Raw genomic sequence first — 12,745 nt, 5'->3', positions numbered from 1 at the left:
GTGTGTTCTAGATGAGCTACCCTCCGGGTATGACCTTGCCATCAAAAATTCCCAAGCCCACTGCCGCCGAGCTCGATCTGCTGCAAACGTTATGGCCGCTTGGCGCCGCCACCGCCAAGCAGGTGCACCAGCAAATCACCAGGGAACGGCCCGACGTGACCTATGCCACGGTGCTGCGCCTGATGCAGATCATGCACACCAAGGGCCTGCTGATCCGCGACGAGAGCGAGCGTTCCCACGTCTATGCGCCGGCCCAGGCACAAGATTCGCTGCAGACGAACTTGCTCAAGGACCTGATCCAGAAGGCCTTCTCCGGCTCGGCCAAAGCGCTGGTGCTGGCGGCGCTGCGCAGCGGCATCAGCAAGAAAGAACGCGAAGAAATCGAAGACCTGCTGAAAGAGGACAAACAATGAGCATCCCTGCCGCAACCCTCGTCAGCAGCGTTGGCGCCACCCTGCTGCACTTCGTCTGGCAAGGCGCGCTGATTGGCTGCGCCACTGCGCTCGCCCTGATCGCCATGCGCAATGCCCGGCCGCAGCAGCGCTACGCCGTCGCTTGTGCCGGTTTGGCGCTGTGCCTGGCGTGGCCGGCGCTGGCATTGGCGCTGCGCCTGTCCAGCGGTGGCGGCGCCGAGGCCGGCATCATGCTGGCCAGCCAGATGCCCGCCGGCGTGCCGGTGGCGGACGCCGGCTGGCTTAGCTGGCTGGATGGCAAACTCCCCTTGCTCGTCATGTGCTGGGCTGCGTGCACTGCGGCGCTGACCTTGCGCATGGGGCTGGGCCTGCTGTGGATCGGCCGCATCGCCAACACCCGCACCTGCGATCCCCAATGGCAGGCGCGGCTCTCAAGCATGGCGCTGCGCTTCGGCGTCACCCGCGAGGTGCGCCTGCGCGTGGTCGACAATCTGGCCAGCCCGATCACCGCCGGCTGGTGGCGTCCGGTGGTGCTGGTGCCGGCGTCGTTGATGACCGGCATGCCGCCCGACCTGCTCGAAGCGCTGCTCGCGCACGAGATGGGTCACGTCAAGCGTTTCGACTACCTCGTCAACCTCGGCCAGAACGTGGTCGAGACGCTGCTGTTCTACCATCCGGCGGTGTGGTGGATTTCCGGCCGCATCCGCGCCGAACGCGAGCAGATCGCCGACGACCTCGCCGCCGACGACCTGGGCGAACCGCGCCGCCTGGCGCTGGCGCTTTCCGAACTGGAGAAGATCCAGTTTTCCCGCCACCACCTGGCGCAAGCGGCCAACGGAGGAGATTTGATGTTGCGCGTTAAACGATTGGTCCGTCCCGATTCACAGGCATTGAACTGGAAAGCGGCGATCCCGGTGCTGGGATTGGCGGCGGCCTGCATCGCGGGCTGCGCGCAGTTACCGGGTGCTGAAAAAGCGCCGGCTCCAGTGATCCCGCCGGTGGCCGACTTCAGCACCTGCGCCAAGCCAGTTTGGCCCAAGCAATCGTTGCGGAACGAGAACACGGGGACGGTCACGCTCGGTTTCAAGATCAGCGCCGATGGCCGGGTGGAGGATTCGAAGGTGAAAAACTCGAGCGGCTTCGTGGCGCTCGACGAAGCCGCGCGTGAAGGCATCACAAAATGCATGTTCCGGCCAGCCACCCAGGCCGGCACGCCGGTGGCGGCATGGATGCAGATGCAATACGTCTGGACGCTGGAGTAACCGTAAACGACACTGGCGGGCATTGCGCCCGCCAGCAGCACTACAAATTACACCACATCAAACCGCTGAAACGTCGATCTCCGCTTCGGTGGCGGTAACCACCTGCTCCGTGGTTACGCCAGGCGCCAGTTCGACCAGCTTCAGGCCCTGCTCGGTCACTTCGATCACGCCCATGTCGGTGATGATCATGTCGACCACGCGCACGCCCGTCAGCGGCAGGTTGCACTGCTTGAGAATCTTGTGCGAGGTGCTGCCGTCCTTGGCGGTGGCAACGTGCTCCATCACCACGATGACCCGCTTGACGCCGGCCACCAGGTCCATCGCGCCGCCCATGCCCTTGACCATTTTTCCCGGAATCATCCAGTTGGCCAGGTCGCCATGCTGCGACACTTGCATCGCGCCGAGGATCGCCAGGTTGATCTTGCCGCCGCGGATCATGCCGAACGAATCGGCCGAGCTGAAGTAGGCCGAGCCGGGCAATTCGGTGACGGTCTGCTTGCCGGCGTTGATGATGTCGGCGTCGACTTCCGCCTCGGTCGGGAACGGGCCGATGCCCAGCAAGCCGTTTTCCGATTGCAGGAACACTTCGATATTGTTCGGTACGTAGTTCGCCACCAGGGTCGGCAGGCCGATTCCCAGGTTGACGTAAAAACCGTCTTTCAATTCCTTGGCTGCGCGGGCAGCCATTTCATCACGAGTCCATGCCATGTTGATCTCCGAATTCTGTTCTTAGTTGGCACGCACGGTGCGCTGTTCGATGCGCTTTTCCGGCGTTTCATTGACGACGATGCGATGCACGAAGATGCTCGGCAGGTGCACGTGATCCGGATCGATCTCGCCGACTTCGACCAGTTTCTCGACTTCGACGACGGTGATCTTGCCGGCCATCGCCACGTTCGGATTGAAGTTGCGCGCCGTTTTGCGGAACACCAGGTTGCCGGCGCGGTCGGCCATGTAGGCCTTCACCAGCGACACGTCGGCCACCAGGCTGCGCTCGAGCACATATTGCTCGCCGTCGAATTCGGCCAGCGGCTTGCCTTCGGCGACGATGGTGCCGACGCCGGTCTTGGTGTAAAACGCCGGGATGCCGGCGCCGCCGGCGCGCAGCTTCTCGGCCAGCGTGCCTTGCGGGGTGAATTCGATTTCCAGTTCGCCGGCCAGGTACTGGCGCGCGAACTCCTTGTTTTCGCCGACGTACGACGAAATCATCTTCTTGATCTGGCGCGTGGCGAGCAGCTGGCCGAGGCCGAAGTCGTCCACGCCCGCGTTGTTCGAAATGGCGGTCAGGTCGGTCACGCCAGAATCGCGCAGGGCCAGGATCAGCGCCTCCGGAATGCCGCACAGGCCGAAGCCGCCGACGGCGATCGTCTGGCCGTCTTGCACGATACCGGCCAACGCCGATGCCGCATCAGGATAAACTTTATTCATACCCGTCCCTTTTATAGTTAAGCTGAAAACGCTCTTTCTGTACTTCAGAGTAGATTCTCAGCATAAAATACGCCAGCCAAAAGCACAATACCGTAGAACTACCTGTCATTCATACAACCGGGATCGACCGATTTGCACCAAATCAAAGCATCATACGCGCTAGACTACGAGACAATATTCCAGTACGCGCCGGTCGGCATGTGCATCTCGGTCAACCGCGTGATCCAGTCTGCCAACGAAGCGCTGGCGTCGATGTTCGGCTACGCCACCGCGGCGCTGGAAGGCCAGTCGTTCCAGGTGCTCTACCCGACCATGGTGGAGTTCCTGCGCACGGGCGACCGCATCATCCCGATCATGAATGCCAAGGGGCGCTATTCGGACGAGCGCATCATGCGGCGCGCCAACGGCGAGCTGTTCTGGTGCCACGTCAGCGGCCGCGCGCTCGACCCGCAGGAAGCGCTTGGCGCCGGCGTGTGGACGTTTGAAGATGTCAGCGAGAAACGCCCGGTGACGGCCGAGCTGACCCCGCGCGAGCGCGAGATCGCCGCCCTGTTAGTCGAAGGTAAAACCAGCAAGGTGATCGCGCGCGAGACCGACCTCAGCCCGCGCACGGTGGAGATGCACCGCGCCAAGCTGATGCGCAAGTTTGCCGCGTCGACGTCGTCGGAGCTGGTGCACAAGCTGATTGGCGTGTCGCGCTAAACACGGGTAGTGGTGTCACGGGTGATAGTGTCAGCGGCGCTGACACATTTGCGTCATCGCGTAAGTGTCGTACTACCACTGAACGGTTGCTCTGCAACCTTCCCTTCGCGAGCGCATTTGTCGAGGTAGTAGTCGACCGCGTCATGAAAAGCTTGCCGTAAGGCGCGCGCAGAATCCGCCTCGTAAGTGACCAGGTCATGAATGAACAACACCTTTCCGTGGAGGCAGTTGTCTTCCAGGCTGACCTCAATCGATCCGCAGTAACCTCTGTGTGTCAGCGTTTTTTCACTCATTTTCCTTACCTTCCATCTCGTCAAGTGTGCGTACGATTTCGCGCAAGAGGTATTTTTTAACGATATTGCCTGGGTGAGGTCTGTGACAGAAAATCTTCAAGCCAGTTGCCGACACGAACGTCCGATAAGAGCCGGCCTTGTCAGATATTTCAGAGAAACCCGCTTGCTTGAGCACCCTCACCAATTCAGGCCACGTGAAGTCCGCTGGGATGGTTCGTAATCTGGCACGTAGCTTGTCTGACTGAGACACGGCATTGTCACATTCAAAGTATAGTGCAACTGAATTTCGCGCGCGGCTTGGCCAGAGAATGTACTGGCCTACGGCAGCAATTCGCGAATCGAGTCCGGCAATGGCGTCGACTTCTCGGCCGGAAAATCGACCCACACCACTTTCGCGCCGCCCTCTGCGTAAACCGGCCCCGGCACGCCATCGGCGTCCACCAGCCTGATCTCGTGGGTCATCTCGAAGCTAGACCGTCCCGCCGGCCCAACCAGCGTGGTCACCTCGATCTCGCCCGGATACTTGAGTTGCTTGAGAAACGAACAGTGCGCGTTGACGATCACCGGCCCGTGCCCCTTCGGATCAGGCGCGCAGCCGATCCGGTCGAACCACGAGATGCGCGCCTGCTCGATATAGCGGAAGTACACGGTATTGTTGACGTGCCCCATCGCATCCATGTCGCCCCAGCGGATCGGCATGCGCATTGCATCGACCTGCTTGAACGTCATTGCGCCGTCATGCCGTCGTCGGCGGTGATGATGGCGCCGTTGATGAAGTGGGTTTCCTCGGCCGCGAGCAACAGCAGCAGGCCGTCGAGGTCTTCCGGCTTGCCCGGACGCTTGCGCGGCAGCATGTCGATCAGCTTCTTGCCCTGCTCGCTGGCGAAGTATTCTTCGTTGATTTCGGTCGTGATGTAGCCCGGGCAAATGGCGTTGACGTTGATGCCGTACTTGCCCCACTCCACCGCCATCGCCTTGGTCATCTGCACCACGCCGGCCTTGCTCATGCAATACACGCCGATCTGCGGCAGCACGCGCAAGCCCGCCACCGACGCGATGTTGATGATGCGGTGCTGCTTTTTCGGGTCGCCCTTGGCGCGTGCGATCATCCGCTTGGCCGCCTGCTGCGCGACGAAAAAGGCGCCGCGCAGGTTGGTGTCCATCACGTACGAGTAGTCTTCTTCGGTGACGTCAACCAGCCGCTGCGTGGTCGACACGCCGGAGTTGTTGACCAGAATGTCGATCGGACCGGCTTCGGTTTCCGCGTGGGCGATCGCCGACTTGATGCTCGCCATGTCGGTAACGTCGAGCGAGACGACGTGGGCAGCGCCGCCATCGGCTTCGATTTCGGCGCGCAGTTCCTTCAGGCGGTCGGTGCGGCGCGATGCCAGCACGACCTGGGCGCCGGCGCCGGCCAGGGCTTTCGCAAAGCGCGCCCCAAGGCCGCTCGACGCACCGGTAATCAGCGCGATTTTTCCTTCAAAATTGACTTCAATGCCCACGTTCAACTCCTGTGCTGTGCTGTTCTACGGAAGCACAATCATTACACAAAATGCCAGTATTAGATGGCTACACCTAATATTGCCGGTAAAATGACAGTCAAAGTTGCATTCTCAAAGAAAAAACCGCACACTCGTGCTTATATTTTTTACCCATTAAAAAACATGACAGACCAAACCAGCATTCTCGAGCAATACGGCCCGCGCGAAGCGATGGAATATGACGTCGTTGTCGTCGGCGGCGGCCCCGCCGGCCTGTCGGCCGCGATCCGCCTCAAGCAGCTCGCCACCGAACAGGGCAAGGAAGTATCGGTCGTCGTGCTGGAAAAAGGCGGCGAACTCGGCGCCCACATCCTGTCCGGCGCGGTGATGGATCCGCGCGCGCTGACGGAGCTGATCCCGAACTGGAAAGAACTCGGCGCCCCGCTCAACACCGCGGTGACCGAAGACCGCATCTTGTTCCTCACCGAGACGAAGGCAATCAGCACGCCGAGCTTCATGGTGCCGGCCTGTTTTGAAAATCACGGCAACTACGTCGTCTCGCTGGCCAACGTCGTGCGCTGGCTCGGGCAGCAGGCCGAGGCGATGGGCGTCGAAGTGTTCCCGGGCTTTCCAGCCGCCGAAATCCTGTACAACGACGACGGCTCGGTCAAGGGTGTCGCCACCGGCAACATGGGCGTCAAGCGCGACGGCCAGCCTGGCCCCGACTTCCAGCTCGGGATGGAACTGCACGCCAAGTACACGCTGTTCGCCGAAGGTTCGCGCGGCCACCTCGGCAAGCAGCTGATGGCCAAATACGACCTCAATGCCGGCAAGGATCCGCAGTCTTACGGCATCGGCATCAAGGAATTGTGGGAGATCGACCCGGCCAAGCACAAGCCGGGCCTGGTGATCCACACGACCGGCTGGCCGCTCGACGCCGACACCTACGGCGGCTCTTTCCTGTATCACCTGGAGGACAACCTGGTCGCTGTCGGCTACGTCGTCGGCCTCAATTACGAGAACCCGTACCTGTCGCCATACGAGGAATTTCAGCGCTACAAAACGCACCCGGCGATCCGCACCTTCTTCGAAGGCGCCAAGCGCATTTCGTACGGCGCCCGCGCGATCACCGCCGGCGGCCTGCAGTCGCTGCCGAAGCTGATCTTCCCGGGCGGCGCGCTGATCGGCTGCGACGCCGGCTTCCTCAACATGAGCCGCATCAAGGGCAGCCACGCCGCCATCAAGACCGGCATGCTGGCCGCCGATGCCGCCTTCGGCGCGCTGGCCGAGAACCGCCAGCACGACGAGCTGGCGAGCTATCCGGTCGCGTTCGAAAAATCGTGGCTGAAAGAAGAGCTGCACGTTGCGCGCAACGTCAAGCCGTGGCTGTCGAAAGGGCTGTACCTCGGCTCCATCATGACCGGCATCGACCAGATTCTATTCCGCGGCAAGGCGCCATGGACGCTGCACCATAGCCATGCCGACCACGAGTGCCTGAAGCCGGCGGCCAATTACAAGCCGATCGTCTATCCCAAGCCCGATGGCAAGCTGACCTTCGACCGCTTGTCGTCGGTGTTCATCTCGAACACCAACCACGCCGAAGACCAGCCGATCCACCTGACGCTCAAGGACAACAGCGTCCCGGTCAACATCAACCTGGCCAGGTATGCGGGTCCGGAAGCGCGCTACTGCCCGGCCGGCGTGTACGAGTTCGTGGAGGGGGCGGAAGGCACGCCGAAGCTGCAGATCAACGCGCAGAACTGCGTGCACTGCAAAACGTGCGACATCAAGGATCCGACGCAGAACATCGTGTGGGTGACGCCGGAAGGCGGCGGCGGGCCGAACTACCCGAACATGTAATGATTGGGTAGCTGTTGGTCAGTGGCGGCGCACAACCACCCGCTGACTTAAAGACCGTCTTTCCCGCGAAGGCGGGAAGTCGGGTTCGCCAATGGCGAGCACGACGTATATGCTAACGGTACTGCGCTTACAGCACCAGCCCACCGAGGCTGGTCCCGCCGCACACATACAGCACCTGCCCGGTCACGAACCCCGCCTCGGCCGACGTAAAAAACTTCACCGCATGCGCCACGTCGTTCGGCTGCCCCAGCCGCTTGACCGGAATGCTGGCCGCCAGCGCTTCCACCTTCGGACTACCGACCGGCACGATCTCGTGGAACATGTCGGTCTGCACCGGCCCTGGCGCCACGACGTTGACCGTCACGCCATGCGGCGCCAGTTCCAGCGCCCACGTACGCGCCATGCCGAACATGCCCGACTTGGTCGCGCCGTAATTGGTGCGCCCGGCCAGGCCCAGCGCCCCGCGCGACGACAGCAGCACGATGCGCCCGAAGCCGCCCGCCTTCATCGCCGGCAGCATCGCCTGCGCCAGCTGGATCGCCGCTCCCAGGTGAATCTCCACCAGCGTATCGAGATCCTCCAGCTTCACCTCTTCCAGCCTGGCCGGCAGGATCACGCCGGCGTTGTGCACCAGCGTATCGGGCTGAAAGCGCTCCGCCACTTCGCGCGCCGCCAGCGCCGTCGCCGCGCGGTCAGCCAGGTCGACTTCGACCGAATGCAGCCGCTCGTGCGAAAACGCCGGCGCGCGCCGCGACAGCGAAACGACCTCGTAGCCCTCCGCCAGCAGCTGCTGGCAAATCTCGGCGCCGATACCGGCGCTGCCGCCGGTAACCACCGCACAGCGCCTCGTCGTCATGGCGCGCCCTCAACCATCGCCAGTACCCGCAACGGACTGCCGCTGCCGTTCTGGATCTTCAGGGGCGGGCATATCAGCACCGCGCCGGTGGCCGGCAGCAGGTGCAGGTTGGTCAGGCATTGCAGGCCGTAGCGATTCGCGCCGTGCATATAGTAGTGGCACGGATAAGGCGGACGCTGATGGAAGCCCTGCCCGGCGTCGGTGCCGATCGCCTCCGAACCGAAGCCGAGCACGTCGCGCTCTTCCACCAGGAAGCGCGCCACCTCCGAACTCGGCCCCGGCGTATGCTGCCCGGTTTCGTCGTAGTTCTGAAACGCTTCCGGGTCGAGGTGGCGCTTCGACCAGTCGGTGCGCATCAGCACCCAGCAGCCGGCCGGCACGCGGCCATGCAGCGCTTCCCACGCCAGCACGTCGTCGATCGTCAACAGGTAGTCGGCGTCGGCCTCGGTCTGCATCACGCAATCGATGACGATCGCCGGCGCCACGAAATTCTGCACCGGGATCGTGTCGACCGCGTTGTTGGGCAGGTCGCGTCCGGAGATCCAGTGGATCGGCGCGTCGAAGTGGGTGCCGGTGTGTTCGCCGCACGAGAAGTTATTCCAGTACCAGGCCGGTCCGCGCTCGTCGTAGCGCGACACTTCTTCGACGCGGAACGGCCAGCACTGGCCGAATTCGGGCGGCACGGTAATCTGCGGGAATTCGGGCGTCAGCGTCTGCGTCAGGTCGATCACGCGGATCTGGCCGCTGCCAAGGGCGCCGGCCAGCGCCTGCAAAATGTCGTTCGGTTTCATGCTCATGATCCTCCCGCCGCCAGTTCGCGTTCGAGTATTTTGGGGTTGTCCATCCAGCGCTCCAGCCACTCCTGGGCCACGTCGCCCGGATACACGTCTTCGACGCCGTCGCGCAGCGCCTTGACGATGGCGCTCGCCAGCGCCGCCGGCGACACCTTCGGCGGCGGCGTCAGCTGGTTCCAGTCATCGTCGATGGGGCCCGGGAAAACGTTGACCACGCGGATGCCGGCCGGCCGCATCTCCGCGCGCAGGCACTGCGCCAGCGACAGCGCCGCCGCCTTCGACGCCGAGAACGTGCCGTGCGCCGGGAAATTCGACAGCGCATAGATCGACAGCAGGTTGACCCACGCGACAGCACTGGACTGGCCGTCGGCGCCGCGCCCACGTAGTGCCGGGCCGAACTCCTGGGCCAGGCGCAGCAGGCCGAAATAATTGACGTCCATCTCGGCGCGCGCCACATCGGTGCCGCGCCGCGCGCCGATGCCGAAAGTGCGGTGCACTTCAGCGGTGTTGATCACGATGTCGACCTTGCCGCCGATCGAGCCGGCCGCCTCGGTCACCGACTTCGCGTTCGTCACGTCCAGTGGCACCAGCGACACTTGCGGCAGGTCTGTAATGCTGTCGAAGCCCGGCGGGGTTTTCCACGGCTCGGCATGGCCGACCCAGATCAGGTCCGCGCCGGCCTTCGCCAGCGCACGCACCATTGCCTGGCCTACCTCCGACTTGCCGTCGGTGACCAGCACCTTGCGAAATTTCGGGTCACAGCTCATTTCACGCATCACGCGGTCCTCGTTCATGTTTTCAGTCTCCGTTTCGGGCAATCCAAGCAGCACGGCCTGGCCTGCGCGATCCAGGCGCACGCCAACTCGCATGCGCGTCGGCGGCGCCGGTACATCGTCGAGCAGGTGCACCATGACGGTCGGCCCGCTATCGAGTTGCACGAGTCCCAGCCGCCACGGCAGCCGCTCGCGGAAAAACAAATCGTTACTGTGGTGGAGCACGGTCTCGCTAAGCAGCGTGGCCGTCCCCGCTTCCGGCTTCCACTCGAGCGCCGCCGACAGGCACACGTGGCACGCTTCGCGCGGCGGATACTGCACCGCGCCGCAGTCGGCGCATTTCTGCAGCTCAAAGCGGCCGATCGCCGCCGCCGCAGTCAGGCCGAGGGCAACGCGCCCGCGGCTGTACGGCGGCAAGGTCGGCTGGCGCGTGCGCAGGATCGGATTCTTGCGCTTGGGCCGGGTCAGTGGCGCTGTCATTGCGATCTCCCGAGGATGACCGCGCCGGTACACAGGCAGCGGTCGTAAGTGACCATGCCGAACCCGCACACCATGCCGAGCTGCGCGTCGGCCACGCCGCGAGCGCCGGCCTGGCCGGTCAGCTGGCGGATGGTTTCGGTCATGCCGATAAAGCCGCCGGCGGCGCCGGCCTGGCCAGCCGACAGCTGGCCGCCGCTGGTGTTGTTGGGGAAGCTGCCGGCGTGCGTCATGCCGTGACGCCGCACGAAATCGGCGCCCTCGCCTTTTTCGCAAAAGCCCAGGTCCTCGAACTGCATCATGACGATCACCGGGTAATCGTCGTACGTCTGGATCAGGTCGATGTCCTGCGGTCCCACGCCTGCCTGCGCGTACAGGTCGGCGCGGTCGACCTGCCAGCCGCCGCGCGTCATGATCGGGTCGTCGGCAAAGGCGTTGTGGCGCTCGATGGCGCCGCGCACCAGCACGTGCGGCAGCCCAAGGTCGCGCGCGCGCTCCTCGCTCATGACGAGGAACGCTTCGGCGCCGGCGCAAGGCATCACGCAGTCGAACAGGTGAATCGGATCGGCGATCGATCGCGCGGCCATGTATTCTTCCAGCGTCAGCGCTTTCTTGAACAGCGCATTCGGGTTCAGCAGCGCGTTGCTGCGCTGGTCCACCGCGATGCGGCCGAAGTCCTCGCGCGTGGCGCCATACGTGCGCATGTAGTGGGCAGTGATGAAGGCGAAGATCGAATTGGGCCCGCCGGCGCCGTACGGATAGCTGGCGTCACGGGCAAAATCGCTGAAGCTGCCGAGGGTGGCGCGAAACGAGTCGACGTGGTTGGTGTCGCCGGCGATGCAGGCCACCACGTCGGCGTCGCCCGCCTGCACCGCGCGGGCGGCGCGGCGCAGCGCCATCACGCCGGAGGCGCCGCCGGTCGGAATATGATCGAGCCAGCGCGGCGACAGTCCGAGATGCTGGGTGACGCCGACGGCGGTATCGGGCGCCAGCGAAAAGCTGCTCACCGTCAGGCCGTCGATCTGGTCCTTCGGAATGCCCGATTCGCGCACCAGTGCCTGCATCGCCTGCCCCAGGAACCAGTGTGCGCCGCGGGTCGAGTAGCGCTCGTACGGCACGGTGACAGGCACCGTGACCGCAACGCCCTCGTATGACTGTCGGCGGCTCATATCGCCACGTCTCAGTTGCCGAAAGCGGCGATGCCGGTCTGGGCGCGGCCCAGGATCAGCGCATGGACGTCATGCGTGCCCTCGTAGGTGTTGACCACCTCGAGGTTGACCATGTGGCGGATCACGCCGAATTCGTCGGAGATGCCGTTCCCGCCCAACATGTCGCGCGCGACGCGGGCGATGTCGAGCGACTTGCCGCACGAGTTACGCTTCATCATCGACGTGATTTCGACCGCCGCGGTGCCGGCGTCCTTCATGCGCCCCAGCTGCAGGCAGCCTTGCAGCCCAAGCGTGATTTCGGTCTGCATGTCGGCCAGCTTCTTTTGTACCAGCTGGTTGGCCGCCAGCGGCCGGCCGAACTGGTGGCGGTCCATCGTGTACTGGCGCGCGGTGTGCCAGCACGCTTCGGCGGCACCGAGCGCGCCCCAGGCGATGCCGTAGCGCGCCGAATTGAGGCACGTGAAGGGACCTTTCAGGCCACGCACGTCGGGAAATGCGTTTTCCTCCGGGCAGAACACGTTGTCCATCACGATTTCCCCGGTGACGGAAGCGCGCAGGCCAAACTTGCCGTGGATTGCCGGCGCCGACAGGCCGGCAATGCCTTTTTCCAGCACGAAGCCGCGGATCGCGCCTTCGTCGTCCTTGGCCCACACGACGAACACGTCGGCCACCGGCGAATTGGTGATCCACATCTTGGCGCCGGAGAGCGCGTAGCCGCCGTCGACTTTTTTGGCGCGGGTGATCATCGAGCCAGGGTCGGAGCCGTGATTCGGTTCGGTCAGGCCGAAGCAGCCGATCCATTCGCCGGAGGCCAGCTTCGGCAGGTATTTCTGGCGCTGCGCTTCGGTGCCGAATTCGAAGATCGGCACCATCACCAGCGACGACTGCACGCTCATCATCGAGCGGTAGCCTGAATCGACCCGCTCGACTTCACGCGCGATCAGGCCGTAGCTGACGTAATTGAGGCCGGAGCCGCCATATTCGGTCGGTATGGTTGGTCCCAGCAGGCCCAATTCGCCCATCTCGCGGAAAATCGAGGTGTCCATCCGCTCGTGGCGAAATGCCTCGAGCACGCGTGGCTGCAGCTTGTCCTGGCTGTACGCGTGGGCGGCGTCGCGCACCATGCGTTCGTCGTCGGTCAACTGCTCCGACAGCAGCAGCGGATCGTCCCAGTGGAAAGCGGCTTTAGGTGATGCCATGGCGTAGCTCCTCGATGTATATAGGTTAGATGCGTGAC

14 protein-coding genes are annotated in these 12,745 nt (G+C 63.7%); 4 read left to right on the top strand and 10 right to left on the bottom strand.

The features are described 5' to 3' along the window. The first annotated feature begins 29 nt into the window (after positions 1 to 29). Positions 30 to 413 (top strand): BlaI/MecI/CopY family transcriptional regulator, encoded by a 384-nt coding sequence (locus ACP7DD_RS14050; protein ID WP_426175558.1) that lies wholly within the window; start codon positions 30 to 32, stop codon positions 411 to 413. Then, positions 410 to 1,675 carry a TonB family protein gene (locus tag ACP7DD_RS14045; RefSeq protein WP_426175433.1) on the top strand — a complete coding sequence of 422 codons (1,266 nt, stop codon included), beginning with the start codon at positions 410 to 412 and terminating at the stop codon, positions 1,673 to 1,675. The genes ACP7DD_RS14050 and ACP7DD_RS14045 overlap by 4 nt, the downstream gene beginning before the upstream one ends. A gap of 57 nt (positions 1,676 to 1,732) precedes the next feature. On the opposite strand, the gene ACP7DD_RS14040 is transcribed toward ACP7DD_RS14045, so the two are convergent. Together ACP7DD_RS14040 and ACP7DD_RS14035 are read right to left on the bottom strand one after the other, a co-directional pair. After that, positions 1,733 to 2,383, bottom strand: coding sequence for a CoA transferase subunit B (locus ACP7DD_RS14040; protein WP_426175432.1), 651 nt, complete (start codon positions 2,381 to 2,383; stop codon positions 1,733 to 1,735). Between the two features lie 21 nt (positions 2,384 to 2,404). Further along, positions 2,405 to 3,103, bottom strand: coding sequence for a CoA transferase subunit A (locus ACP7DD_RS14035; protein ID WP_426175431.1), 699 nt, complete (start codon positions 3,101 to 3,103; stop codon positions 2,405 to 2,407). A 141-nt stretch (positions 3,104 to 3,244) separates the two neighbouring features. Here ACP7DD_RS14035 and ACP7DD_RS14030 point away from each other — a divergent pair, with 141 nt between their 5' ends. Next, complete coding sequence (locus ACP7DD_RS14030; RefSeq protein WP_426175557.1) at positions 3,245 to 3,805, top strand: LuxR C-terminal-related transcriptional regulator; 561 nt, start codon at positions 3,245 to 3,247, stop codon at positions 3,803 to 3,805. 285 nt (positions 3,806 to 4,090) lie between these two features. On the opposite strand, the gene ACP7DD_RS14025 is transcribed toward ACP7DD_RS14030, so the two are convergent. The 3 genes from ACP7DD_RS14025 to ACP7DD_RS14015 form a co-directional block, all read right to left on the bottom strand. Further along, positions 4,091 to 4,279 (bottom strand): type II toxin-antitoxin system HicA family toxin, encoded by a 189-nt coding sequence (locus ACP7DD_RS14025; protein WP_426175556.1) that lies wholly within the window; start codon positions 4,277 to 4,279, stop codon positions 4,091 to 4,093. Positions 4,280 to 4,416: 137 nt separating this feature from the next. Beyond that, positions 4,417 to 4,827 (bottom strand): acyl-CoA thioesterase, encoded by a 411-nt coding sequence (locus ACP7DD_RS14020; RefSeq protein ID WP_426175430.1) that lies wholly within the window; start codon positions 4,825 to 4,827, stop codon positions 4,417 to 4,419. Further along, positions 4,824 to 5,600: an SDR family oxidoreductase gene (locus tag ACP7DD_RS14015; RefSeq protein ID WP_426175429.1), complete on the bottom strand. Its 777-nt coding sequence runs from the start codon at positions 5,598 to 5,600 to the stop codon at positions 4,824 to 4,826. The genes ACP7DD_RS14020 and ACP7DD_RS14015 overlap by 4 nt, the downstream gene beginning before the upstream one ends. A gap of 162 nt (positions 5,601 to 5,762) precedes the next feature. Here ACP7DD_RS14015 and ACP7DD_RS14010 point away from each other — a divergent pair, with 162 nt between their 5' ends. Further along, positions 5,763 to 7,439: an electron transfer flavoprotein-ubiquinone oxidoreductase gene (locus ACP7DD_RS14010; RefSeq protein ID WP_426175428.1), complete on the top strand. Its 1,677-nt coding sequence runs from the start codon at positions 5,763 to 5,765 to the stop codon at positions 7,437 to 7,439. A gap of 127 nt (positions 7,440 to 7,566) precedes the next feature. Here the strand turns inward: ACP7DD_RS14010 and ACP7DD_RS14005 are convergent, their stop codons facing one another. Genes ACP7DD_RS14005 through ACP7DD_RS13985 form a run of 5 tightly spaced genes read right to left on the bottom strand, consistent with a single transcriptional unit; the run spans position 7,567 to position 12,707 of the window. After that, complete coding sequence (locus ACP7DD_RS14005) at positions 7,567 to 8,295, bottom strand: SDR family oxidoreductase (protein WP_426175427.1); 729 nt, start codon at positions 8,293 to 8,295, stop codon at positions 7,567 to 7,569. Next, on the bottom strand, positions 8,292 to 9,092 hold the full coding sequence (locus ACP7DD_RS14000) for a cyclase family protein (protein WP_426175426.1): 801 nt from the start codon (positions 9,090 to 9,092) through the stop codon (positions 8,292 to 8,294). Before ACP7DD_RS14000 ends, ACP7DD_RS14005 begins: the two co-directional genes overlap by 4 nt. Beyond that, the gene (locus ACP7DD_RS13995; RefSeq protein ID WP_426175425.1) at positions 9,089 to 10,342 is read right to left on the bottom strand and encodes an SDR family NAD(P)-dependent oxidoreductase; all 1,254 of its coding nucleotides are present in this window, start codon (positions 10,340 to 10,342) and stop codon (positions 9,089 to 9,091) included. The genes ACP7DD_RS14000 and ACP7DD_RS13995 overlap by 4 nt, the downstream gene beginning before the upstream one ends. Continuing rightward, positions 10,339 to 11,508: a thiolase family protein gene (locus ACP7DD_RS13990; protein WP_426175424.1), complete on the bottom strand. Its 1,170-nt coding sequence runs from the start codon at positions 11,506 to 11,508 to the stop codon at positions 10,339 to 10,341. The genes ACP7DD_RS13995 and ACP7DD_RS13990 overlap by 4 nt, the downstream gene beginning before the upstream one ends. 11 nt (positions 11,509 to 11,519) lie before the next feature. Then, positions 11,520 to 12,707: an acyl-CoA dehydrogenase gene (locus tag ACP7DD_RS13985; protein WP_426175423.1), complete on the bottom strand. Its 1,188-nt coding sequence runs from the start codon at positions 12,705 to 12,707 to the stop codon at positions 11,520 to 11,522. Between the last annotated feature and the right edge of the window lie 38 nt (positions 12,708 to 12,745).

The sequence above is a fragment of the Massilia sp. TWR1-2-2 genome (genome assembly GCF_049897565.1).
Lineage (GTDB): Bacteria > Pseudomonadota > Gammaproteobacteria > Burkholderiales > Burkholderiaceae_D > JAFCUW01.
Note: the sequence above shows the minus strand (reverse complement) of the source record. Positions and strands in the feature narration are given on the sequence as shown.

What these genes read in the sequence shown, in the direction of transcription:
- ACP7DD_RS14050 (WP_426175558.1), top strand. Translation starts at nt 30, where the DNA reads ATGACCTTGCCATCAAAAATTCCCAAGCCCACTGCCGCCGAGCTCGAT.
- ACP7DD_RS14045 (WP_426175433.1), top strand. Translation starts at nt 410, where the DNA reads ATGAGCATCCCTGCCGCAACCCTCGTCAGCAGCGTTGGCGCCACCCTG.
- ACP7DD_RS14040 (WP_426175432.1), bottom strand. Translation starts at nt 2,383, where the DNA reads ATGGCATGGACTCGTGATGAAATGGCTGCCCGCGCAGCCAAGGAATTG.
- ACP7DD_RS14035 (WP_426175431.1), bottom strand. Translation starts at nt 3,103, where the DNA reads ATGAATAAAGTTTATCCTGATGCGGCATCGGCGTTGGCCGGTATCGTG.
- ACP7DD_RS14020 (WP_426175430.1), bottom strand. Translation starts at nt 4,827, where the DNA reads ATGACGTTCAAGCAGGTCGATGCAATGCGCATGCCGATCCGCTGGGGC.
- ACP7DD_RS14010 (WP_426175428.1), top strand. Translation starts at nt 5,763, where the DNA reads ATGACAGACCAAACCAGCATTCTCGAGCAATACGGCCCGCGCGAAGCG.
- ACP7DD_RS14005 (WP_426175427.1), bottom strand. Translation starts at nt 8,295, where the DNA reads ATGACGACGAGGCGCTGTGCGGTGGTTACCGGCGGCAGCGCCGGTATC.
- ACP7DD_RS14000 (WP_426175426.1), bottom strand. Translation starts at nt 9,092, where the DNA reads ATGAGCATGAAACCGAACGACATTTTGCAGGCGCTGGCCGGCGCCCTT.
- ACP7DD_RS13995 (WP_426175425.1), bottom strand. Translation starts at nt 10,342, where the DNA reads ATGACAGCGCCACTGACCCGGCCCAAGCGCAAGAATCCGATCCTGCGC.
- ACP7DD_RS13990 (WP_426175424.1), bottom strand. Translation starts at nt 11,508, where the DNA reads ATGAGCCGCCGACAGTCATACGAGGGCGTTGCGGTCACGGTGCCTGTC.
- ACP7DD_RS13985 (WP_426175423.1), bottom strand. Translation starts at nt 12,707, where the DNA reads ATGGCATCACCTAAAGCCGCTTTCCACTGGGACGATCCGCTGCTGCTG.